The 22,674-nt window shown below is 47.5% G+C and carries 20 protein-coding genes and 4 tRNA genes; all 24 read left to right on the plus strand.

Annotated elements, in window-relative coordinates; translation table 11 throughout:
- The first annotated feature begins 223 nt into the window (after window positions 1–223).
- The 24 genes from birA to rplW all read left to right on the plus strand — a co-directional run bounded on the left by birA (window position 224) and on the right by rplW (window position 22,670).
- Entirely contained in the window at window positions 224–1,177 is a 954-nt protein-coding gene (gene birA / locus QEZ41_RS09465; RefSeq protein ID WP_289411224.1) for a bifunctional biotin--[acetyl-CoA-carboxylase] ligase/biotin operon repressor BirA, read from the plus strand.
- A complete protein-coding gene (locus QEZ41_RS09470) occupies window positions 1,167–1,913 on the plus strand; it encodes a type III pantothenate kinase (RefSeq protein WP_289411226.1) in 747 nt (248 codons plus the stop codon). The genes birA and QEZ41_RS09470 overlap by 11 nt, the downstream gene beginning before the upstream one ends.
- On the plus strand, window positions 1,903–2,556 hold the full coding sequence (locus QEZ41_RS09475; RefSeq protein WP_289411227.1) for a hypothetical protein: 654 nt from the start codon (window positions 1,903–1,905) through the stop codon (window positions 2,554–2,556). The genes QEZ41_RS09470 and QEZ41_RS09475 overlap by 11 nt, the downstream gene beginning before the upstream one ends.
- 89 nt (window positions 2,557–2,645) lie before the next feature.
- Window positions 2,646–2,729: transfer RNA gene (locus QEZ41_RS09480), tRNA-Tyr, on the plus strand.
- Window positions 2,730–2,748: 19 nt separating this feature from the next.
- Window positions 2,749–2,822 (plus strand) — tRNA-Gly (locus tag QEZ41_RS09485).
- Window positions 2,823–2,839: 17 nt separating this feature from the next.
- A tRNA-Thr gene (locus tag QEZ41_RS09490) sits at window positions 2,840–2,915 on the plus strand.
- Between the two features lie 86 nt (window positions 2,916–3,001).
- On the plus strand, window positions 3,002–4,201 hold the full coding sequence (tuf, locus tag QEZ41_RS09495) for an elongation factor Tu (RefSeq protein WP_289411229.1): 1,200 nt from the start codon (window positions 3,002–3,004) through the stop codon (window positions 4,199–4,201).
- A 51-nt stretch (window positions 4,202–4,252) separates the two neighbouring features.
- Window positions 4,253–4,328: transfer RNA gene (locus QEZ41_RS09500), tRNA-Trp, on the plus strand.
- Window positions 4,329–4,366: 38 nt separating this feature from the next.
- Complete coding sequence (secE, locus tag QEZ41_RS09505; RefSeq protein WP_289411231.1) at window positions 4,367–4,735, plus strand: preprotein translocase subunit SecE; 369 nt, start codon at window positions 4,367–4,369, stop codon at window positions 4,733–4,735.
- A 9-nt stretch (window positions 4,736–4,744) separates the two neighbouring features.
- Window positions 4,745–5,278, plus strand: a complete 534-nt coding sequence (nusG, locus tag QEZ41_RS09510; protein WP_289411232.1) for a transcription termination/antitermination protein NusG — start codon at window positions 4,745–4,747, stop codon at window positions 5,276–5,278.
- Window positions 5,279–5,386: 108 nt separating this feature from the next.
- Complete coding sequence (gene rplK, locus QEZ41_RS09515; RefSeq protein WP_289411233.1) at window positions 5,387–5,818, plus strand: 50S ribosomal protein L11; 432 nt, start codon at window positions 5,387–5,389, stop codon at window positions 5,816–5,818.
- A complete protein-coding gene (gene rplA, locus QEZ41_RS09520; protein ID WP_289411234.1) occupies window positions 5,818–6,516 on the plus strand; it encodes a 50S ribosomal protein L1 in 699 nt (232 codons plus the stop codon). The genes rplK and rplA overlap by 1 nt, the downstream gene beginning before the upstream one ends.
- 159 nt (window positions 6,517–6,675) lie before the next feature.
- Entirely contained in the window at window positions 6,676–7,176 is a 501-nt protein-coding gene (gene rplJ / locus QEZ41_RS09525) for a 50S ribosomal protein L10 (RefSeq protein WP_289411235.1), read from the plus strand.
- Window positions 7,177–7,248: 72 nt separating this feature from the next.
- Entirely contained in the window at window positions 7,249–7,620 is a 372-nt protein-coding gene (gene rplL / locus QEZ41_RS09530; protein WP_289411236.1) for a 50S ribosomal protein L7/L12, read from the plus strand.
- 212 nt (window positions 7,621–7,832) lie between these two features.
- Entirely contained in the window at window positions 7,833–11,915 is a 4,083-nt protein-coding gene (gene rpoB, locus QEZ41_RS09535; protein ID WP_289411237.1) for a DNA-directed RNA polymerase subunit beta, read from the plus strand.
- Window positions 11,916–11,976: 61 nt separating this feature from the next.
- A complete protein-coding gene (gene rpoC, locus QEZ41_RS09540; RefSeq protein ID WP_289411239.1) occupies window positions 11,977–16,176 on the plus strand; it encodes a DNA-directed RNA polymerase subunit beta' in 4,200 nt (1,399 codons plus the stop codon).
- A gap of 133 nt (window positions 16,177–16,309) precedes the next feature.
- A complete protein-coding gene (rpsL, locus tag QEZ41_RS09545) occupies window positions 16,310–16,681 on the plus strand; it encodes a 30S ribosomal protein S12 (RefSeq protein WP_289411240.1) in 372 nt (123 codons plus the stop codon).
- 87 nt (window positions 16,682–16,768) lie between these two features.
- The gene (gene rpsG, locus QEZ41_RS09550; protein WP_289411242.1) at window positions 16,769–17,239 is read left to right on the plus strand and encodes a 30S ribosomal protein S7; all 471 of its coding nucleotides are present in this window, start codon (window positions 16,769–16,771) and stop codon (window positions 17,237–17,239) included.
- Window positions 17,240–17,257: 18 nt separating this feature from the next.
- Window positions 17,258–19,360: an elongation factor G gene (gene fusA / locus QEZ41_RS09555; protein WP_289411244.1), complete on the plus strand. Its 2,103-nt coding sequence runs from the start codon at window positions 17,258–17,260 to the stop codon at window positions 19,358–19,360.
- A gap of 29 nt (window positions 19,361–19,389) precedes the next feature.
- Entirely contained in the window at window positions 19,390–20,589 is a 1,200-nt protein-coding gene (gene tuf, locus QEZ41_RS09560) for an elongation factor Tu (protein WP_289411245.1), read from the plus strand.
- A gap of 140 nt (window positions 20,590–20,729) precedes the next feature.
- A complete protein-coding gene (gene rpsJ, locus QEZ41_RS09565; RefSeq protein ID WP_003186070.1) occupies window positions 20,730–21,041 on the plus strand; it encodes a 30S ribosomal protein S10 in 312 nt (103 codons plus the stop codon).
- 80 nt (window positions 21,042–21,121) lie between these two features.
- Window positions 21,122–21,757 carry a 50S ribosomal protein L3 gene (gene rplC, locus QEZ41_RS09570; RefSeq protein ID WP_289411247.1) on the plus strand — a complete coding sequence of 212 codons (636 nt, stop codon included), beginning with the start codon at window positions 21,122–21,124 and terminating at the stop codon, window positions 21,755–21,757.
- A 14-nt stretch (window positions 21,758–21,771) separates the two neighbouring features.
- Window positions 21,772–22,374, plus strand: coding sequence for a 50S ribosomal protein L4 (gene rplD, locus QEZ41_RS09575; protein ID WP_289411248.1), 603 nt, complete (start codon window positions 21,772–21,774; stop codon window positions 22,372–22,374).
- Window positions 22,371–22,670 carry a 50S ribosomal protein L23 gene (rplW, locus tag QEZ41_RS09580; protein WP_289411249.1) on the plus strand — a complete coding sequence of 100 codons (300 nt, stop codon included), beginning with the start codon at window positions 22,371–22,373 and terminating at the stop codon, window positions 22,668–22,670. The genes rplD and rplW overlap by 4 nt, the downstream gene beginning before the upstream one ends.
- Window positions 22,671–22,674 lie beyond the last annotated feature (4 nt).

Genomic DNA, 22,674 nt, shown 5'->3' on the forward strand with positions numbered 1-22,674 from the left:
ATGCTGGCCTAGGCTTAATCGCGCAAAAGTTGCGCTCCCACAGAAGCTGATCCGGCGCGCTAACCTGCTAAAGTGATTTGCGTTAACACAGGCAGCTATCAACCACGCGCCTAATAAAAAGCCCCTGCAATGAAACGGTGCAGGGCGGTTTTATGTGGCACTGCTTAGAATATGTATCGGCTAATGTGCAATAATCACTGTCTTGTTAGGCAGGAATTTACCTATGCGTGAGTTATACCGTTTATTAGCTGATGGGCACTTTCATTCTGGCTCTGAGTTGGGTCAAACCTTAGGTGTTTCTAGGGCCGCTATTTGGAAAAAAATAAAAAAACTACAAGAGCAGGGTGTCGCGATTCAAAGCGTGACAGGTAAAGGTTATCAGCTGAGTGAACCAGTCACTTTTATTGATGAGCAACGAATTAAGCTGGAGCTGCCGGCTTACAGGAATATCTTTGTCTTCGACCAGCTGGACTCGACAAATTTAGAGGTTAGAAGACAGTTAAAAACAGGTATAAATGACGTACTTGTCATTGCTGAAGAGCAAACAGAAGGTCGTGGTCGTCGCGGTAGGCAGTGGGAAAGTCCTTATGCGACAAATATCTATTTGAGTGTGTCGTGGCCTGTTACCCAGGGCATGGCGCAACTGGAGGGGTTAAGCCTGTCTGTCGGGCTTGCAGTGTACCGAACTTTACAACCCTATCTACAAACTAATTTAGGCTTGAAGTGGCCAAATGATGTATTGATTGGGCATAAGAAGGTTGCAGGAATCTTAATAGAGTTGCTGGGTGACCCTGCAGACAGCTTTTATGCTGTAATTGGTATTGGAATAAACATTAATCTAAAAGCCAATCAACTCAAAGTTGATAGTCCCTGGACTTCATTGGCGCTAGAAACAGGCAAGTGTACAGACCGCAACGAGCTGATCGTATCTCTTGTGAGGCACTTGCAAGAAATATTAAAACAGCAGTCTGCGGAGGGCTTTGCATCGATGCGAAAGGAATGGGAGCAGGTGCACTTGTGGCAAAATAAAATGGTCAGTCTGTCTTTTACTGAGCATGAGATTGTTGGCAAAGTGCTTGGAGTAAGCCCTAAGGGTGAATTAGAGCTGCTGGTGGGCGATGAGCAAAAAAACTTTGCTGGTGGTGAGCTAACGCTAAGGTTGCAGGATGATAGTTGAGATCGATTGCGGTAATACCAGTATTAAATGGCGCGTAGTAGCTGCCGATAGCGCATTAGTAACTGCTTCGGGTGCGGTTGCTGGGCTTAACGACTTGCAATCAGTGCTAATCCAATATAAGGGGCAGTGCTTGTTTTGTCGTATTTGCTCTGTGCGTGGAGATGAGTCTGATCAGCGGTTGGCGCAGATGTTGCTGCAAACATTGGAGGTGCGCGCGGTATTTGCCAAATCATCTCAAACGCTTGCAGGTGTGGTAAATGGCTATAAAACTGCGCAACAGCTAGGTGTTGACCGTTGGCTGGCGTTGGTTGCCGCTCATCGCCTTTACAAAGACAATTGCTTGGTAATAGATTGCGGCACAGCAGTAACGGCTGACTATGTCTCGCGAGAAGGTATGCATCTTGGTGGCGTTATTGCGCCAGGGATTAAGCTGCTTCAAGACGTTTTGCACCATAGGACTACTCTACCTCAGGTGTCTACAATAGCTGTGCCAGAAATAGCGAATAATACCGAATGCGCCATAAGTGCAGGTATTAGCTCGATGTTTGGCGGGTTTATCCAACAACAGCTAGGTTGCGCCGAACAAAAATTCAGTGACGGGTATACTCTGGTGCTCACAGGCGGAGATGCGCATCTTGTACAGCAGGAGTGGCATCCAGCCGTCCTACACAAGGACCTAGTGTTTAACGGTCTTGCGCTTGCCTGCCCATATTCGGAGCATGGCAGTGATGCGTAAAATATTTATACTCGTTGTAGTGGCAAATATATTGTTTTTTATCTGGATGATGGCGACCAAGCAGGAAACTGGCGAGTTGACTGCAAGTAATTTCAAGCCTGTTCGGGACGAAAATACCTTATCGATTGTGCTGTTAAAAGAAGTGCATGAGCCCAAAACAAGTGTGATACAGAGTAGTGATGTTGATGAGAGGGGTCGCAGTTTACTGGGTGGTTTTGACGATGAGGAGCACGCTAAAGTATTACTGCAACGGTTGATGAGCCTAAATATAGGTGGTGCAATTGTAGAGCGAATATCAGTGATCAATACTGAATATATGGTTTATATACCGGCAGGCGAATCCAAGCGGCTTGCATTAAGAATGATAGATGAGTTGTTGGCTAACAAAATTGATGCAGCTCTCGTTGAGAACGGCGTGCTAGATAATGTAATTATCCTGGGCAGTTTTTCGCAAGAGTCTGCTGCCAGTAGGCAAGTTGAGTACGCACAAGCGCTGGGTTACCAAGCAGAAGTCAAAAGAATTATTAAAAAAAGACATAGATTTTGGGTGAGCATAAACGCTGAAGGTCAGCGATTATTGGATGCGCAGGTCATTCGTACTTTAAAGGATGATTTTGCTGAACTTGAACATGTGCAGGAGTAGAAATACCAGTATTACGCTTTTATAATGCTTAATTTGTGAAAAAGGCTTGACATAAGCTCTGAATTGGCGGATTATGCCGCCTCGCAAACGGAGGGGTTCCCGAGTGGCCAAAGGGATCAGACTGTAAATCTGACGCGTGAGCTTCGAAGGTTCGAATCCTTCTCCCTCCACCATATTTTATAGGCGATATTTGCGGGCATAGTTTAGTGGTAGAACCTCAGCCTTCCAAGCTGATGATGCGGGTTCGATTCCCGCTGCCCGCTCCAGTATCGCTTAATGATTCGCTCATGTAGCTCAGTTGGTAGAGCACACCCTTGGTAAGGGTGAGGTCAGCGGTTCAACTCCGCTCATGAGCTCCAGAACGACAAAGGCAGATATGATATATCTGCCTTTGTGCTATATGCGCTTGCAATAAATTTAGGCTCAAACCAAGAGGGCGATACTGATGGCTAAGGAAAAATTCGAACGTAGTAAACCGCACTTGAACGTAGGCACCATTGGTCACGTTGACCATGGTAAAACTACTCTGACTGCTGCTCTGACGCGCGTTTGTGCTGAAGTATGGGGCGGTGCAGGTGCATCAAAAGGTTATGACCAAATCGATAACGCGCCAGAAGAAAAAGCGCGTGGAATCACCATCAGTGCGTCACACGTAGAATACGATTCACCGACTCGTCACTACGCACACGTAGACTGCCCAGGTCACGCTGACTATGTTAAAAACATGATCACTGGTGCTGCGCAGATGGATGGTGCGATTCTGGTTTGTTCAGCAGCTGATGGCCCTATGCCTCAGACGCGTGAGCACATCCTACTGTCCCGTCAGGTGGGTGTTCCGTACATCGTTGTATTCCTGAACAAAGCTGACATGGTTGACGATGAAGAGTTGCTTGAGCTGGTAGAAATGGAAGTGCGTGATTTGCTCAGCACTTACGATTTCCCAGGCGACGACACACCAATCATCACTGGTTCTGCGCTAATGGCGCTTAACGGCGAAGATGAAAACGGCATGGGTACTACTGCGGTTAAAACGCTGGTAGAAACGCTTGACTCTTACATTCCAGAGCCGGAGCGTGCCATTGATCAGGCGTTCTTGATGCCGATTGAAGACGTATTCTCCATCGCTGGTCGTGGTACTGTGGTAACTGGTCGTATCGAGCGCGGTATCGTTAAGGTGGGTGAGGAAGTTGAAATTGTTGGTGTTAAAGAAACCACCAAAACTACCTGTACCGGTGTTGAGATGTTCCGTAAGCTGCTTGACGAAGGTCGCGCAGGTGAGAACGTTGGTGTTCTGTTGCGTGGTGTTAAGCGTGAAGATGTTGAGCGTGGTCAAGTATTGGCCAAGCCGGGCACTATCAAGCCGCACACTCAGTTCGAAGCGGAAGTGTACGTACTGTCCAAAGAAGAGGGTGGTCGTCACACGCCTTTCTTTAAAGGCTACCGTCCACAGTTTTACTTCCGTACTACAGACGTTACTGGTAGCTGTGAGTTGCCAGAAGGCGTTGAGATGGTAATGCCAGGTGATAACGTTAAACTTGACGTTACCCTGATCAACCCAATCGCCATGGAAGAAGGCCTACGCTTCGCAATTCGCGAAGGTGGCCGTACCGTTGGTGCTGGTGTTGTAGCAAAAATTATTGCTTAAAGCTTGACAACTAGATCTAGGTCGGCATAATAGCCGACCTAGAAAATATCTAGGCCAGTAGCTCAATTGGCAGAGCGACGGTCTCCAAAACCGTAGGTTGGGGGTTCGATTCCCTCCTGGCCTGCCACCTTCCCGGTTGGCATTAATTCTGAGATTCTGAAATAAATGAACGCAAAAGCAGATTCAAATGCAAGTCCGTTAGACTCGCTGAAATGGATTATCGTAGTTGCGCTGATTGTTATCGGTGTCGTTGCTAATCAGTATTACGCGTCAGAGTCTATCCTGTATAGAGCAATTGGCCTGCTTGTCCTAGGTGCAGTGGCATTATTCATTGCAGCGCAAACGGCTAAAGGTCGTTCACTACTGGTGCTGGCTAAAGAGTCGCGCGCAGAAATAAGAAAAGTAGTTTGGCCGTCTAGACCAGAAACTGTACAAACCACCCTCATTGTTGTTGTTGTCGTGCTGATAATGGGGCTGTTGCTGTGGGGACTCGACACGTTTTTAGGTTGGATTGTTTCACTAATTGTAGGATAAGGGTTCTCCATGACAAAGCGCTGGTACGTAGTACATGCATATTCCGGCTATGAAAAGCAGGTTATGCGCTCGTTGCAAGAGCGCATTAAGCTTGAGGGTATGGAAGACCAATTTGGCGAAATTATAGTTCCGACTGAAGAAGTCGTTGAAATGAGAGCTGGTCAGAAACGTAAGAGTGAGCGCAAGTTCTTCCCAGGTTATGTTTTTATTCAGGTTGAGATGTCTGAAGCCGCTTGGCACTTGATTAAAGGCACGCCCCGCGTACTGGGTTTCATTGGCGGTACCGCCGCTAAACCTGCTCCAATCAGTGAGCGTGAAGCAGAGGCTATGCTACGCAGAGTAGCGGATAGCGATGAGAAGCCAAGACCGCGTACCCTGTTTGAACCGGGCGAAACTGTTCGCGTGGTTGACGGGCCATTTGCAGATTTTAATGGTGTCGTTGAAGAAGTTAACTACGAGAAAAGCCGTATTCATGTTGCGGTGACTATTTTCGGTCGTTCAACTCCTGTAGAGCTTGAGTTCAGTCAGGTCGAAAAGGTCTGATACTGTTTTATTGTTGCCCTGCACTCTATGGATGACTGCAGGGCTTTTTCGTCGAAAGGAATCGGTTAATAACGGGGAGCTGAAAGGCGATTACCCAACGGAGTCAAAATGGCTAAGAAAATACAAGCTTACATCAAGCTACAGGTTAAGGCTGGTCAAGCCAACCCTTCACCACCAGTTGGTCCTGCTTTAGGTCAGCACGGTGTGAATATCATGGAGTTCTGTAAAGCATTTAATGCGAAAACCCAGGGCATAGAGCCGGGTTTGCCGACTCCTGTAATTATTACAGTTTATAGTGACCGTAGCTTTACTTTTGAAACCAAAAGTACGCCTGCTGCAGTGTTGCTGAAAAAAGCTGCTGGTATCACAGCAGGCTCAGCACGTCCTAACAGTCAGAAAGTTGGTACTGTTACGCGCGCACAAATTGAAGAAATTGCCAAGACTAAAGAGGCTGACTTAACTGCTGCTGAACTAGAAGCTGCTGTTCGTACCATTGCTGGCTCCGCGCGTAGCATGGGCATCACCGTGGAGGGTCTGTAATGGCTAAGTTAACCAAGCGTCAGCAAGCTATTGCTGAGAAAGTTGAGCACGGCAAAGTATATTCTTTTGAGGATGCTGCACAGCTTTTAGCATCGCTGCCTCAGGCAAAATTTAAAGAGTCTGTCGATTTAGCGATTAACCTTGGTGTTGATCCGCGTAAATCTGACCAAGTGGTTCGTGGTGCAGTTGTACTGCCAAACGGTACAGGCAAGACAGTTCGCGTTGCCGTGTTTACACAGGGCGCTGCTGCTGAAGCTGCTACCGAAGCGGGTGCTGACATTGTAGGTATGGATGAGTTAGCAGAGGCCATGAAAGGCGGCGATCTGAACTATGACGTAGTAATTGCCTCACCTGATGCAATGCGCGTTGTGGGTCAGCTAGGTCAATTGCTTGGTCCACGTGGCTTAATGCCAAACCCGAAAGTGGGCACAGTAACTGCAGACGTAGCAACAGCAGTAAAAAATGCTAAGTCCGGCCAAGCACGTTTCCGTACTGATAAGAACGGTATTATTCACGCGTCTATCGGTCAGATCGATTTTGCACCTGAGAAGCTAAAGCAGAACGCTGAAGCACTTCTGGGTGAGTTGCGTCGTTTGAAGCCTTCCACCTCCAAAGGTGTATATATCAAGCGCATCAGCCTGAGCAGCACTATGGGCCCAGGTTTGCACGTTGATATTAGCTCGTTTTCAGAGAAGTAATAAAAATTTGGGGTCCCTGCTTAGCGGGGGCCGTCCAAGACCGTAGGTGGCTTGCCTTAAGTAGTTATCTAGCCTACGTAGATGGTGCTCCCGATTCATTCGAATCAGACACCAAAAACTCCAGGAAACTGGATCATTAAATAAGCAGGAGAAAATCCCGTGGCAATTAGACTCGAAGACAAAAAAGCAATAGTCGCTGAAGTCAACGAGGCTGCCCAAGCTGCACAGTCTGCCGTAGTAGTTGATGCTCGTGGTGTGACTGTAAGCGCTATGACTGGACTCCGTAAAGAAGCTCGTGAAGCAGGTGTTTATGTACGTGTTGTACGTAACACCCTATTGCGTCGTGCTGTTGAGGGTACTCAATTTGAGACCTTGGCAGAGACCTTCACTGGCCCTACCTTGATTGCATTCTCAAATGAACATCCTGGCGCAGCTGCGCGGATTTTCAAAGAGTTTGCCAAAGGTCAGAAAGAGTTCGAAATCAAAGGCGCCGCATTTGAAGGCAACTTCATTGCAGCCAATCAAATCGATGTTTTGGCAACCCTGCCAACCTTCGACGAGGCAGTTTCTCAGTTGATGAGCGTTATTCAAGGTGCAACCAGCAAGCTGGCTCGTACTTTGGCTGCAGTTCGCGATCAAAAAGAAGCAGAAGCAGCTTAATCGCTTTTTCAAACACGCAATCAAATTTTCAGGTAGCCAGCAGGCTATCCACAATGATAGGAAACCAGAGTCATGGCTCTTACTAACGAAGATATCTTAAGTGCAATCTCAGAAATGTCTGTAATGCAAATTGTTGAACTGATTTCAGCGATGGAAGAAAAGTTTGGCGTTACCGCTGCTGCTGCAACTGTAGCTGCAGGTCCTGCAGGCGCAGGCGAAGCTGCTGAAGAGCAGACTGAGTTCACTGTTCACCTGTTAGAAGCTGGTGAAAAGAAAGTTAACGCTATTAAAGCTGTACGTGAAATTACCGGCCTAGGTCTGAAAGAAGCCAAAGCTCTTGTTGATGGTGCACCTTCTGTTATTAAAGAAGATATGTCTAAAGACGAAGCTGAAGCTGCCAAGAAAACCTTGGAAGAAGCAGGTGCGAAGGTCGAGCTTAAGTAAATTTCGACAATGTACAACAGCCTAGTTTATAAAATTGGCTGATGGCTGGTGGCTAATGTCACCGGCCTTTTGTCGTTAATAGATAGCATTTAGAAGTGGTTGCTTAATGTTACAAGCAGGTCCTTCTAATGTTATCTACTACGAGAAACACTAACTTAGCTTGCTCGTTTAATTCTTTTCAACGCAAGCTGTACACAAGCTGGGGAACGCGAATGGCTTACTCATATACTGAGAAAAAACGTATCCGCAAGGACTTTAGCAAACTGCAGGATGTAATGGATGTGCCTTACTTGCTGGCAATCCAACTCGATTCTTACCGTGAATTTCTGCAGACTGGGGTAAGCAAAGACCAGTTTCGCGATATAGGTTTACATGCAGCATTTAAGTCTGTATTTCCGATTATTAGTTATTCAGGTAGTGCGGCGCTTGAGTATGTTGGATATCGCTTAGGTGAAGCTCCTTTTGATGTTAAAGAGTGCACCATGCGCGGCGTTACCTACGCTGCTCCTTTGCGTGTAAAAGTGCGCTTGATTATTTTTGATCGCGAAGCCTCTAACAAAACGATCAAGGATATTAAAGAGCAAGAAGTTTACATGGGTGAAATTCCATTAATGACAGATAACGGTACGTTCGTCATTAACGGTACTGAGCGTGTAATTGTTTCGCAGTTACACCGTTCCCCAGGTGTGTTCTTTGATCATGACCGCGGCAAAACGCACAGCTCGGGTAAGCTGTTGTTTTCTGCGCGTGTTATTCCATACCGTGGTTCATGGCTCGATTTTGAATTCGATGCCAAAGACTGTGTGTTCGTACGTATTGACCGCCGTCGTAAATTACCAGCGACCGTTCTACTGCGCGCACTAGGCTTCACTACTGAAGAAATTCTGTCTGATTTTTATCAGAATAATATTTTCCACATGTCAGATGAGGAAATCAGTCTTGAGCTGGTGCCTCAGCGTCTACGTGGTGAGATAGCCACTTTCGATATTAAAGATAAAGATGGCAAGGTCATAGTTGAGCAAGGTCGCCGTATTACCTCACGTCACATCAATCAAATGGAAAAAGCGGGCATTAATAAGCTTATTGTTCCTGCCGAGTACGTGGTTGGTGCGGTCATTGCAAAACCAGTGGTTCACCCTTCAACCGGTGAGATTTTAGTTGATTGCAACGTTGAAATTACCGATGAAATTTTGCAGTTATTGCAGAAAAATAACATCGTCAGAATTGAAACGCTCTATATCAACGATATTGACTGCGGTCCATTTATCTCCGACACGTTACGTGTTGATGCCTCGACCAACCAGCTCGAAGCCTTAGTCGAAATTTATCGCATGATGCGCCCTGGCGAGCCACCGACCAAGGATGCTGCTGAAAACCTGTTCAAGAACTTGTTTTTTACCCCAGAGCGCTACGATCTATCCGCAGTAGGGCGAATGAAGTTTAACCGTCGTATTGGTCGTGAAGAGATTGTTGGCGAAGGCACCCTGAGCAACCAAGATATCGTTGATGTAATTAAAACCTTGGTTGATATCCGCAACGGTAAAGGCATCGTTGATGACATTGACCACTTAGGTAATCGCCGTGTGCGTTGTGTGGGTGAAATGGCTGAAAACCAATTCCGTATTGGTTTGGTACGTGTTGAGCGTGCTGTAAAAGAGCGCTTGTCGATGGCAGAAAGTGAAGGCTTGATGCCGCAAGATTTAATTAACGCCAAGCCTGTAGCTGCAGCTGTTAAAGAGTTCTTTGGTTCTAGCCAGCTGTCACAGTTTATGGACCAAAACAACCCACTTTCTGAAATTACGCATAAGCGTCGTGTTTCTGCACTGGGCCCAGGCGGTTTAACACGTGAGCGTGCTGGTTTTGAAGTACGTGACGTACACCCGACTCACTACGGTCGTGTATGCCCAGTAGAAACCCCGGAAGGTCCAAACATTGGTTTGATTAACTCACTATCAACCTATGCGCGCACCAACGAGTATGGTTTCTTAGAAACCCCTTATCGCGTTGTAACTGAAGGTCGCGTTACTGATGAGATCGTCTTCCTATCTGCCATTGAAGAAGCAGAACACGTTATTGCACAGGCATCGGCCGGTGTTAATGACAAGGGTGATTTGATTGAAGAGTTAGTAACAGTACGTCATCAAAACGAGTTTACCGTTAAAGTTCCTGCAGAAGTGACTTTGATGGATGTATCGCCCAAGCAGGTTGTGTCTGTTGCGGCATCGTTGATTCCGTTCTTAGAGCATGATGATGCTAACCGTGCGTTGATGGGTTCAAACATGCAGCGTCAAGCTGTTCCTACTTTACGTGCTGATAAGCCGTTGGTAGGTACAGGTATGGAGCGCAACGTAGCGCGCGACTCTGGTGTGTGTGAAGTAGCACGCCGTGGTGGCGTCATTGAGTCCGTAGATGCCAGCCGTATCGTTGTACGTGTAAACGATGACGAAGTTGAAACCGGTGAGGCGGGCGTCGATATCTACAACCTCATCAAGTACACCCGCTCTAACCAGAACACCTGTATTAATCAGCGTCCACTTGTTAAGCAGGGCGATTTGATAAAGCGCGGCGATATTATGGCTGACGGCCCATCCACTGATATGGGTGAGCTGGCTTTGGGTCAGAACATGCGCGTGGCATTTATGCCGTGGAATGGTTACAACTTTGAAGACTCCATTTTGCTGTCTGAGCGTGTGGTGGAAGAAGATCGCTTTACTACTATCCACATTCAAGAGCTCACCTGTGTCTCGCGTGACACCAAGCTAGGTTCGGAAGAGATTACGTCAGATATTCCAAACGTGGGTGAAGCGGCACTGAACAAGCTGGATGAAGCCGGTATTGTTTACGTGGGTGCTGAAGTTACCGCCGGTGATATTCTAGTGGGTAAGGTAACTCCTAAAGGTGAAACCCAGCTGACCCCAGAAGAAAAGCTGTTGCGTGCCATTTTTGGTGAAAAAGCCTCTGATGTTAAAGACACTTCTTTGCGTGTACCTACAGGTACTACCGGTACTGTAATTGATGTGCAGGTGTTTACCCGTGATGGAGTTGAGCGTGATAGTCGTGCGTTAGCGATTCAGAAGATCCAACTGGATCAGATTCGTAAGGACTTAAACGAAGAGTTCCGCATTGTGGAAGGCGCCACTTTCTCCCGCTTGCGCTCACACCTTGTAGGTCATAAGGTTGATGGTGGTGCAGGTCTTAAGAAGGGTACTGAGCTGACCAATGAGATTCTTGATGGGATCGAATTGAATCAATGGTTCAAGCTGCGCATGGCGGATGACAAGCTCAATGACGAGCTGGAGAAATCGCAGGCTTACCTGTCTGATCGTCGCAAGCTCATTGATGAGAAGTTCGAAGACAAAAAGCGCAAGCTAACCCAGAGCGATGATTTAGCACCTGGTGTTTTGAAAATTGTTAAAGTTTACTTGGCCATTAAGCGTCGCATCCAACCAGGTGACAAGATGGCTGGTCGCCACGGTAACAAGGGTGTGGTTTCTGTCATCATGCCGGTAGAAGATATGCCGCACGATGAAAATGGCGTGCCTGTTGATATCGTGCTTAACCCACTCGGTGTACCTTCGCGAATGAACGTGGGTCAGGTTTTAGAAACCCACCTTGGTTTGGCAGCTCACGGATTAGGCGAAAAAATTAACCTAATGCTGGAGCAACAGCGCAAGGTCATTGATTTACGTAAGTTCCTTAACAAAATTTATAACGAAATTGGTGGTGCTGACGAAGACAGAGTCGATCTCGATTTGCTCAGCGACCAAGAAATTATGGACTTAGCGAACAACCTGCGTAACGGCGTACCTATGGCAACACCTGTGTTTGATGGTGCTTCTGAGCAAGAAATTAAAGCCATGCTTAAGCTGGCAGATTTGCCAGAAAGCGGGCAAATGAAGCTGTTTGATGGCCGTACGGGTGATGCTTTTGACCGTCCAGTCACTGTTGGTTACATGTATATGCTCAAACTTAACCACTTGGTTGATGACAAAATGCATGCGCGTTCAACAGGTTCTTACAGCTTGGTTACTCAGCAGCCGCTTGGTGGTAAAGCGCAGTTTGGTGGTCAACGCTTCGGTGAGATGGAAGTGTGGGCGCTGGAAGCCTATGGTGCCGCATACACCCTGCAAGAAATGCTTACTGTTAAGTCGGATGATGTGAATGGCCGTACCAAGATGTATAAAAACATCGTTGACGGTGATCATCGTATGGAAGCTGGCATGCCAGAGTCCTTTAACGTATTGATCAAAGAAATCCGTTCGCTCGGAATTGATATTGAATTGGAATCCGAATAACCCGCGTGCGTATTAGCAGTGCTGCCTAGCAGCGCTGCCCGCTCCGTCAGGAGGAAAGGCCTTGAAAGACTTATTGAATTTAATTAAAAACCAAAACGAAGTGGAAGAGTTTGATGCGATTAAGATTTCTTTAGCATCACCGGAACTGATTCGTTCTTGGTCCTTTGGCGAAGTTAAAAAGCCAGAAACCATTAACTACCGTACCTTTAAGCCTGAGCGAGATGGTCTGTTCTGTGCCAAAATCTTTGGCCCAGTTAAAGACTACGAGTGTTTATGTGGTAAGTACAAGCGTCTAAAACATCGCGGTGTAATCTGTGAGAAGTGTGGCGTTGAGGTGGCTTTGTCTAAAGTACGTCGTGAGCGTATGGCGCACATTGAGCTGGCTTCACCTGTTGCCCATATTTGGTTCTTAAAATCACTGCCAAGTCGTATCGGTTTGCTACTCGATATGACCTTGCGCGATATCGAGCGCGTGCTTTATTTTGAAAGCTATGTGGTGGTTGAACCGGGTCAGGCAGCGGGTCTAGAAAAATTTCAGCTGCTGAATGACGAGCAATATTACGAAGCTTTAGAAGAATATGGCGACGAATTTGATGCGCGCATGGGTGCTGAAGCCATTCGTGAGCTGTTAATCAGCCTTGATTTGGAATATGAGATCAACGCGTTGCGTGAAGAGATTCCGCAGACTAACTCTGAAACCAAAATCAAAAAACTATCCAAGCGTTTAAAGCTAATGGAAGCGTTCCACAGTTCAGGTAACAAGCCCGAGTGGATGATTTTTACAGTGTTGCCGGTACTGCCGCCTGACTTACGTCCACTGGTTCCTTTGGATGGTGGCCGTTTTGCGACCTCAGATCTTAACGACCTATACCGCCGTGTAATTAACCGTAATAACCGCCTGAAGCGTCTGCTAGAGCTGTCTGCGCCTGATATTATCGTGCGTAACGAAAAGCGTATGCTGCAGGAATCCGTGGATGCACTGTTAGATAACGGTCGTCGCGGGCGTGCCATTACTGGCAGCAACAAGCGTCCTCTGAAATCCTTGGCTGACATGATTAAGGGTAAGCAGGGTCGTTTCCGTCAGAACTTGCTAGGTAAACGTGTTGACTACTCCGGTCGTTCCGTAATTGTAGTGGGTCCTACACTGCGTCTACATCAGTGTGGTCTACCGAAGAAAATGGCGCTGGAATTATTTAAGCCCTTTATTTTCGGTAAGCTTGAAGAGCGTGGTTTAGCTACCACCATTAAAGCTGCCAAGAAAATGGTTGAGCGCGAATTGCCCGAGGTTTGGGACGTTCTCGCTGAGGTGATTCGTGAGCATCCAGTACTGCTGAACCGTGCGCCAACACTACACCGTTTGGGTATTCAGGCGTTTGAGCCGGTGCTGATTGAAGGTAAAGCCATTCAACTGCACCCACTGGTCTGTGCAGCTTATAACGCTGACTTTGACGGTGACCAGATGGCCGTTCACGTGCCGCTGACGATTGAGGCTCAGCTAGAAGCGCGTGCGTTGATGATGTCAACCAACAATATTTTGTCACCAGCCAATGGCGAGCCGATCATTGTTCCTTCGCAGGACGTGGTATTGGGTCTTTACTACATGACCCGTGAGGCGATCAACGTCAAAGGTGAAGGTCGTATTTTTGCAGATTTGCAAGAAGTAGACCGTGCCTACCGTTCAGGTCAGGCAGCACTGCACGCCAAAGTTAAAGTGCGTATTTTTGAAAAAGTTATTGATACCAGTGGTGGTGTCATAGAGCAAACTCGCATTGTAGACACCACAGTTGGTCGCGCCTTGTTATTCCAAATTGTTCCCCTAGGCTTGTCTTACGATTTGGTTAACCTACCGATGAAAAAGAAAGCGATTTCTAACCTGATCAATCAGTGCTACCGCGTGGTTGGCTTGAAGGAAACCGTTATCTTCGCTGACCAGCTGATGTACGCAGGTTTCGCTTACTCAACGATTTCTGGCGTCTCTGTGGGTGTGAATGACTTTGTTATTCCGCAAGAAAAAGCCAAAATCATTGATCGCGCTACTAACGAAGTTAAAGAAATTGAAAAGCAGTTCTCCAACGGTCTAGTTACCCAAGGTGAGAAGTACAACAAGGTAATTGACCTTTGGTCCAAGGCCAACGACGAAATCTCTAAAGCGATGATGGCGAACCTATCCAGTGAACCAGTGATTGATCGTGACGGTAACAAAACCACACAAGAGTCCTTTAACTCCATGTACATGATGGCGGATTCAGGTGCTCGAGGTTCTGCTGCACAGATTCGTCAGCTAGCCGGTATGCGTGGGCTGATGGCTAAACCGGACGGTTCTATTATTGAAACGCCCATTACGGCGAACTTCCGTGAAGGCCTAAACGTACTGCAGTACTTTATTTCTACCCACGGTGCGCGTAAAGGTCTTGCGGATACGGCTCTTAAAACAGCTAACTCGGGATACCTAACGCGTCGCCTCGTGGACGTAGCACAGGACTTGGTCGTAACTGAGTTTGACTGCGGCACAGAGGAAGGTTTGTGGATGACACCGCACATTGAAGGTGGTGATGTTGTTGAGCCGCTGGGCGAGCGCGTATTGGGCCGAGTAGTGGCGCGCGATGTGGTTGACCCTGTCAGCAAGGAAGTGCTGGTTCCTGCTGGTACATTAGTTGATGAGAAGTGGGTTAATTACATTGAGAACAACAGTATTGATGAAATACTGGTGCGATCTTCACTTACCTGTGAAACACGTCATGGAATTTGCTCTAACTGTTATGGTCGCGACCTTGCGCGTGGTCACTTAGTGAATCAGGGTGAGGCAGTGGGCGTAATTGCTGCCCAGTCCATTGGTGAACCGGGTACACAGTTAACGATGCGTACGTTCCACATCGGTGGTGCTGCAAGCCGTACTTCCGCTACAGACAGCGTACAGGTTAAAAATGGCGGTACAGTACGCCTCATTAACCTTAAGCATGTAACGCGTGAAGATAAATCACTGGTTTCAGTGTCACGTTCTGGTGAGTTAGCTATCGCTGATGAGTTTGGTCGTGAGCGTGAGCGTTATAAGCTGCCCTACGGTGCAGTGGTTTCAGTTGCAGAAGGCGAAACAGTAAAAGCCGGCGCAATCGTAGCTAAGTGGGATCCGCACACCCACCCAATCATCAGTGAGACAACGGGCATTGTACAGTTCGTGGGCATGGAAAGTGGTATTACCATCAAACGCCAAACCGATGAACTAACAGGCTTAACCAATATCGAAGTAATGGATGCACAGGAGCGTCCAGCAGCGGGTAAAGATATCCGCCCAGCAATTAAGCTGGTTGACGATAAGGGTGAAGACTTACTGATTCCAGGTACAGACTTAATTGCACAGTACTTCTTACCAGCGCATGCGCTAGTGAGTCTGAATGATGGCGATCGTATTAGCATTGGTGACGTGATTGCGCGTATTCCGCAAGAAACCTCCAAAACTCGTGATATTACCGGTGGTTTGCCGCGTGTTGCTGACTTATTCGAAGCGCGTCGTCCAAAAGAAGCCTCTATTCTGGCTGAAATCAGCGGAATTATTTCCTTTGGTAAAGAAACCAAAGGCAAGCGTCGCTTAGTCATTACCCCAACTGACGGTAGCGAACCTTATGAAGAATTAATTCATAAGTGGCGTCACCTAAACGTGTTTGAGGGTGAGCAAGTTAGCCGCGGTGAAGTAATCTCTGATGGTCCAAGCAACCCGCATGATATCTTGCGTTTGCTGGGTGTCAGTGCGTTAGCGCGTTACATTGTGACTGAGATTCAAGAAGTTTATCGTTTGCAGGGTGTGAAAATTAACGATAAGCACATTGAAACAATTCTGCGTCAAATGCTGCGTAAAGTAGACATCCTAGAACCCGGTGACTCTAACTTCATCAAGGGTGAGCAGGTTGAGTACACTAGCGTGTTGCAGGAAAACGAAGAATTAGCTGCAAAGGATCGGTTCGTTGCTAAATACGAGCGTGTATTGCTGGGTATTACTAAAGCATCGCTTTCAACTGAATCTTTCATTTCTGCTGCTTCGTTCCAGGAAACAACACGTGTTCTGACGGAAGCTGCAGTAACAGGTAAGCGTGATTTCCTGCGTGGCTTGAAAGAAAACGTGGTTGTTGGTCGTTTGATTCCAGCAGGAACAGGTTTGACTTATCACGCTGAGCGTAAGAGTAGACGTGCTAATGTTGATACAAAACAAGATGTTAGTGCCACTGAATTTGAAGCATTCAGTGAAGCGCTAAATTCTATTGAGTAACTAAGCTCCTAGACGGGTAGCTTAGTTCTTGACGCGGGGCAAGACTGTCACTAAAATCTTGTACCCTTAAATTTGGTGGGGCTTCGGCTCCGCCTTGTTATGTATTGTCGCAAGACAAAAGTGGAGCATATAGATGGCAACAGTAAACCAGCTAGTGCGCAAACCACGTAAGCGTATCGTCGAGAAGAACGACGTGCCTGCGCTACAGGGTTGCCCACAGCGTCGTGGAGTATGTACTCGTGTATATACCACCACACCAAAAAAGCCGAACTCAGCGCTACGTAAAGTGTGTCGTGTTCGTTTAACCAACGGCTTTGAAGTGTCTTCTTACATCGGTGGTGAAGGCCACAACTTGCAAGAGCACAGCGTTGTATTAATTCGTGGTGGTCGTGTTAAAGACTTGCCGGGTGTGCGTTATCACACTGTGCGCGGTTCTTTAGATACCTCCGGTGTTAAGGATCGCAAGCAGGGCCGTTCTAAGTACGGTACCAAGCGTCCTAAGTAACTATTTTTTTAACTCGAGTCGATAAGAGTAAGGTCAGGCCTGTAAGTGAGTCCTGAGCTAACCTGAAGACCGTTTGAGGGCTTATCAATGCCAAGACGTCGCGTAATCGCAAAGCGTGAAATTCTAGATGATCCAAAGTATGGAAGTCAGATTCTCGCAAAATTTATGAACCACGTTATGGAGCACGGTAAAAAAGCCGTGGCCGAGCGTATTGTTTATGGTGCACTGGAAACAGTTCAGCAGCGTAAAAACCTAGAACCACTGGAAACCTTTGAAAAAGCACTAGAAGCCATCGCTCCCTTGGTTGAAGTGAAATCCCGTCGTGTAGGTGGTGCTACCTATCAGGTTCCAGTTGAAGTTCGCCCTTCCCGCCGTAACGCGTTAGCAATGCGCTGGCTGGTAGAGGCTGCGCGTAAGCGTGGCGAAAAATCCATGACCCTGCGCTTAGCGGGTGAGTTGATGGATGCCGCTGAAGGTAAAGGATCAGCTGTTAAGAAGCGCGAAGACGTGCACCGTATGGCAGAAGCCAACAAGGCTTTCTCGCATTACCGTTTTTAATTTAGCGAGGACCTAACTGTGGCTCGTACTACCCCTATTAATCGCTACCGTAACATTGGTATTTGTGCGCACGTTGACGCCGGTAAAACCACGACAACTGAACGTATCCTGTTTTATACAGGTGTTAACCATAAAATGGGTGAGACCCATGATGGTGCAAGTACTACTGACTGGATGGCGCAAGAACAAGAGCGTGGAATTACCATCACATCTGCAGCGGTTACAGCTTTCTGGGAAGGCTCAACCAAGCAGTATGATCGCTACCGTGTAAACGTTATCGATACACCTGGTCACGTTGACTTCACTATTGAGGTTGAGCGTTCACTGCGTGTTCTCGATGGCGCTGTCGTTGTATTCTGTGGTTCATCTGGTGTTGAGCCTCAGTCCGAGACTGTATGGCGTCAAGCCAACAAATACGGTGTTCCGCGTATCGTTTACGTAAACAAATTGGACCGTCAAGGTGCAGACTTTAAGCGTGTTTTGGGTCAAATCAAGCAGCGTTTAGGTCACACACCTGTGGCTCTGCAATTGCCGATCGGTATGGAAGAGAACTTTGTTGGCCAAGTTGACCTAATCACGATGAAAGCTCGTTATTGGGATGATGCTGACATGGGTCTGGTTTACCGTGAAGAAGACATTCCTGCGGATATGCTAGAGGATGCTGAAGAGTATCGCTCTTTGCTCGTTGAAGCAGCAGCAGAATCCAGTGAAGAATTGATGGACAAATATCTTGAAGGTGGTGAGTTAACCATCGATGAGATTAAAGCTGGCTTGCGTGCGCGTACTATCGCTGGTGAAATCGTTCCAGCAGTATGTGGTTCATCTTTCAAGAACAAAGGTGTGCCATTGGTGCTTGACGCTGTGATTGACTACTTGCCTGCGCCAACTGAGATTCCACCTATTAAGGGTGTGCATCCAGACAACGAAGAGCAGGTTGATGAGCGCCCAGCAGATGACAATGCGCCTTTCTCAGCGCTGGCCTTTAAAATCGCCGCTGACCCCTTTGTGGGTACTTTGACCTTTATCCGTGTTTACTCCGGCGTTCTAGCTTCAGGTGACGCTGTATTGAACTCAGTAAAAGGCAAGCGCGAGCGTGTAGGTCGTATGGTGCAGATGCATGCTAACGATCGTCAGGAAATTAAAGAAGTGCGCGCGGGTGACATCGCGGCTCTGATCGGCATGAAAGATGTGACTACAGGGGATACTCTGTGCAACATTGACAAGCCAATTATTCTTGAGCGTATGGACTTCCCGGAGCCAGTTATTTCCGTTGCTGTGGAGCCAAAAACTAAAGCTGACCAAGAAAAAATGGGTATTGCTTTAGGCCGCTTAGCGCAAGAAGACCCATCGTTCCGGGTTAAGACTGACGAAGAAACAGGTCAAACCATTATTTCCGGTATGGGTGAGTTGCACTTGGATATTCTGGTTGACCGTATGCGTCGTGAATTCAACGTTGAGGCCAACATTGGTAAGCCGCAAGTGGCTTACCGTGAAACGATTCGCAACACCTGTGAGATCGAGGGTAAATTCGTTCGTCAGTCAGGTGGTCGTGGGCAGTTTGGTCATTGCTGGATTCGTTTCTCGCCTGCAGATGAAGGCCAGGAAGGTCTTGAATTTACAAATGAAATTGTTGGTGGTGTTATTCCGAAGGAATACATTCCTGCAGTTCAAAAAGGTATCGAAGAGCAGATGCAAAACGGTATTGTTGCCGGTTATCCGCTTCTCGGTCTAAAGGCAGCCGTTTTTGACGGTTCCTACCACGATGTCGACTCAAGTGAAATGGCGTTTAAAATCGCTGCTTCGATGGCGACCAAGCAGTTAAGCACCAAAGGTGGAGCCGTACTGCTTGAGCCAGTAATGAAAGTCGAAGTGGTTACGCCAGAGGATTACATGGGTGATGTAATGGGTGACTTAAACCGTCGTCGTGGTCTGATCCAAGGTATGGATGACACGCCATCAGGCAAGGTTATTCGTGCAGAGGTTCCATTGGGTGAAATGTTTGGTTATGCGACCGACGTTCGCTCAATGTCTCAAGGCCGTGCTAGTTACTCCATGGAGTTCTCCAAATACGCTGAAGCTCCGGCAAACATTGCTGAAGCAATTATTAAAAACCAAGGTTAATCCCGCCAATTAGTAAGAGGTTACATATCGTGGCTAAGGAAAAATTCGAACGTAGTAAACCGCACTTGAACGTAGGCACCATTGGTCATGTTGACCATGGTAAAACTACTCTGACTGCTGCTCTGACGCGCGTTTGTGCTGAAGTATGGGGCGGTGCAGGTGCATCAAAAGGTTATGACCAAATCGATAATGCGCCAGAAGAAAAAGCGCGTGGAATCACCATCAGTGCGTCGCACGTAGAGTACGATTCACCGACTCGTCACTACGCACACGTAGACTGCCCAGGTCACGCTGACTATGTTAAAAACATGATCACTGGTGCTGCGCAGATGGATGGTGCGATTCTGGTTTGTTCAGCGGCTGATGGCCCTATGCCTCAGACGCGTGAGCACATCCTATTGTCCCGTCAGGTGGGTGTTCCGTACATCGTTGTATTCCTGAACAAAGCGGACATGGTTGACGATGAAGAGTTGCTTGAGCTGGTAGAAATGGAAGTGCGTGACTTGCTCAGCACTTACGATTTCCCAGGCGACGACACACCAATCATCACCGGTTCTGCGTTAATGGCGCTTAACGGCGAAGATGAAAACGGCATGGGTACTACTGCAGTTAAAACGCTGGTAGAAACTCTTGACTCCTACATCCCAGAGCCAGAGCGTGCCATTGATCAGGCGTTCTTGATGCCGATTGAAGACGTATTCTCCATTGCTGGTCGTGGTACTGTGGTAACCGGTCGTATCGAGCGCGGTATCATTAAAGTGGGTGAGGAAGTTGAAATTGTTGGTGTTAAAGACACCACCAAAACTACCTGTACCGGTGTTGAGATGTTCCGTAAGCTGCTTGACGAAGGTCGCGCAGGTGAGAACGTTGGTGTTCTGTTGCGTGGTGTTAAGCGTGAAGAGGTTGAGCGTGGTCAAGTATTGGCCAAGCCGGGCACTATCAAGCCGCACACTCAGTTCGAAGCGGAAGTGTACGTACTGTCCAAAGAAGAGGGTGGTCGTCACACGCCTTTCTTTAAAGGCTACCGTCCACAGTTTTACTTCCGTACTACAGACGTTACTGGTAGCTGTGAGTTGCCAGAAGGCGTTGAGATGGTAATGCCAGGTGATAACGTTAAACTTGACGTTACCCTGATCAACCCAATCGCCATGGAAGAAGGCCTACGCTTCGCAATTCGCGAAGGTGGCCGTACCGTTGGTGCTGGTGTTGTAGCAAAAATTATTGCTTAATTTTTGCTAATTAATAAAGCCCCCGCTTAGGGGGCTTTTCTATTGTTGTTGACATGTTGTTTAGAGGCTATTAGAATTGCGCCTCCTTTTAATAGGTGCGCGCTGCTTAATAGGTAGCTAAACAAGAGTCTGAGGTCAAAATGCAGAATCAACAAATCCGTATTCGGTTGAAGGCATTTGATCATCGCCTGATTGATCAATCTACCCAAGAAATCGTGGAAACCGCGAAAAGAACTGGGGCTCAGGTGCGTGGTCCAATCCCATTGCCGACTCGCAAAGAGCGATTTACCGTTCTTGTATCACCGCACGTCAACAAAGATGCGCGTGATCAGTACGAAATTCGCACACATAAACGCGTACTGGATATTGTCCAGCCAACAGATAAAACTGTTGATGCGTTGATGAAACTTGATCTGGCAGCTGGTGTGGAAGTACAGATCAGCCTCGGCTAAAACATCCGTTTTAGTCGTGTAACGCTCTGAAATGGGCGGCCATAGCGGGTGAGAGCCCCGTACACAAATGAGGTCCTAATATGACAATAGGTTTAGTCGGTCGTAAGTGCGGTATGACCCGTATTTTCACCGAAGAGGGTGTCTCGATTCCGGTCACTGTAATTGAAGTGGAGCCGAATCGTATCACTCAGGTTAAGTCAGAAGAAACTGATGGCTACCGTGCTATTCAGGTAACTGTGGGTGAGCGTCGTGCTTCTCGCGTTACTAAAGCACAGGCAGGTCATTTTGCTAAAGCTGGCGTTGCAGCTGGCCGCAAAGTTTTGGAGTTTCGCCTTGAAGAAGGTGAATACCAAGCTGGCGACCAATTAACAGCTGAAATCTTTACTGCTGGTCAAATCGTTGATGTAACGGGCCAGTCAAAAGGTAAGGGCTTCGCCGGTACCATTAAGCGCTGGAATTTTGCTGGTCAGGATGCCTCTCACGGTAACTCTGTCTCGCACCGTGTTCCGGGCTCCATTGGTCAGTGCCAAACACCAGGACGTGTATTTAAAGGCAAGAAGATGTCTGGCCACATGGGTGCTGAGCGTAAGACTGTTCAGTCCTTAGAAATCGTTCGTGTTGATGCTGAGCGTAATTTATTGCTTGTAAAGGGTGCTGTTCCTGGCGCTACTGGCGGTGATGTTATCGTTCGTCCAACCACTAAAGGTCGCAGTTAAGAGGGAGTGCCGAAATGCAAGTAAATGTAAATGGCGCCCAAGCAATTGATGTTTGTGAGCGTACTTTTGGCGGCGAATTTAACGAGACTCTTGTTCACCAAGCCGTAGTAGCCTACATGGCTGGTGGTCGCCAAGGCAGTAAAAAACAAAAAACCCGCTCTGAAGTGTCTGGTGGTGGTCGTAAGCCATGGCGTCAGAAGGGTACTGGTCGCGCACGCGCCGGTACAATCCGTTCCCCGATTTGGCGTGGGGGTGGTGCAACATTTGCTGCACGCCCACAGGATCACACACAGAAGTTGAACAAAAAGATGTATCGCGCTGCGATGCGTTCTATCTTGTCTGAGCTGGTTCGCCAAGATCGTCTAGTCGTTGTTGAAGAGTTTGCAGTTAGTGCACCTAAGACTAAGGATTTGGTAGAAAAACTGAATGCTTTGGATTTGCAGAATGTATTAATTGTTTCCGAAGACATTGAGCAAAATCTTTATTTGGCTGCACGTAACCTTCCTCATGTGGATGTGCTTGATGTGCAAGGCTCAGACCCAGTAAGCCTAATTGCTTATGATAAGGTTCTGATGACTGTGTCAGCCATTAAGAAGTTTGAGGAGTTATTGGGATGAACCAGGAACGCGTATTTAAAGTGCTGCTTGGCCCACATATCTCCGAGAAGGCGACTATGTTAGCCGATGGCAAAAACCAGTTTGTATTTAAAGTTGCGATTGATGCAACCAAGCTGGAAATCAAAAATGCTGTAGAAGCCCTGTTCGAAGTGAAAGTAGCTGATGTTAACACCGTTAAAGTTGACGGTAAGACTAAGCGTACAGCGCGCGGACTGGGTAAGCGTAAGGACTGGAAAAAAGCCTATATCGCCCTACAGCCCGGTCAAGACATTGACTTCACTAGCAGTGCTGAATAAGTAG

The sequence above is a fragment of the Thiopseudomonas acetoxidans genome, assembly GCF_030362935.1.
GTDB classification, from domain to species: Bacteria; Pseudomonadota; Gammaproteobacteria; order Pseudomonadales; family Pseudomonadaceae; genus Thiopseudomonas; species Thiopseudomonas acetoxidans.

What these genes read in the sequence shown, in the direction of transcription:
- birA (WP_289411224.1), top strand. Translation starts at nt 224, where the DNA reads ATGCGTGAGTTATACCGTTTATTAGCTGATGGGCACTTTCATTCTGGC.
- QEZ41_RS09470 (WP_289411226.1), top strand. Translation starts at nt 1,167, where the DNA reads ATGATAGTTGAGATCGATTGCGGTAATACCAGTATTAAATGGCGCGTA.
- tuf (WP_289411229.1), top strand. Translation starts at nt 3,002, where the DNA reads ATGGCTAAGGAAAAATTCGAACGTAGTAAACCGCACTTGAACGTAGGC.
- secE (WP_289411231.1), top strand. Translation starts at nt 4,367, where the DNA reads ATGAACGCAAAAGCAGATTCAAATGCAAGTCCGTTAGACTCGCTGAAA.
- nusG (WP_289411232.1), top strand. Translation starts at nt 4,745, where the DNA reads ATGACAAAGCGCTGGTACGTAGTACATGCATATTCCGGCTATGAAAAG.
- rplK (WP_289411233.1), top strand. Translation starts at nt 5,387, where the DNA reads ATGGCTAAGAAAATACAAGCTTACATCAAGCTACAGGTTAAGGCTGGT.
- rplA (WP_289411234.1), top strand. Translation starts at nt 5,818, where the DNA reads ATGGCTAAGTTAACCAAGCGTCAGCAAGCTATTGCTGAGAAAGTTGAG.
- rplL (WP_289411236.1), top strand. Translation starts at nt 7,249, where the DNA reads ATGGCTCTTACTAACGAAGATATCTTAAGTGCAATCTCAGAAATGTCT.
- rpoB (WP_289411237.1), top strand. Translation starts at nt 7,833, where the DNA reads ATGGCTTACTCATATACTGAGAAAAAACGTATCCGCAAGGACTTTAGC.
- rpsL (WP_289411240.1), top strand. Translation starts at nt 16,310, where the DNA reads ATGGCAACAGTAAACCAGCTAGTGCGCAAACCACGTAAGCGTATCGTC.
- rpsG (WP_289411242.1), top strand. Translation starts at nt 16,769, where the DNA reads ATGCCAAGACGTCGCGTAATCGCAAAGCGTGAAATTCTAGATGATCCA.
- rpsJ (WP_003186070.1), top strand. Translation starts at nt 20,730, where the DNA reads ATGCAGAATCAACAAATCCGTATTCGGTTGAAGGCATTTGATCATCGC.
- rplC (WP_289411247.1), top strand. Translation starts at nt 21,122, where the DNA reads ATGACAATAGGTTTAGTCGGTCGTAAGTGCGGTATGACCCGTATTTTC.
- rplD (WP_289411248.1), top strand. Translation starts at nt 21,772, where the DNA reads ATGCAAGTAAATGTAAATGGCGCCCAAGCAATTGATGTTTGTGAGCGT.
- rplW (WP_289411249.1), top strand. Translation starts at nt 22,371, where the DNA reads ATGAACCAGGAACGCGTATTTAAAGTGCTGCTTGGCCCACATATCTCC.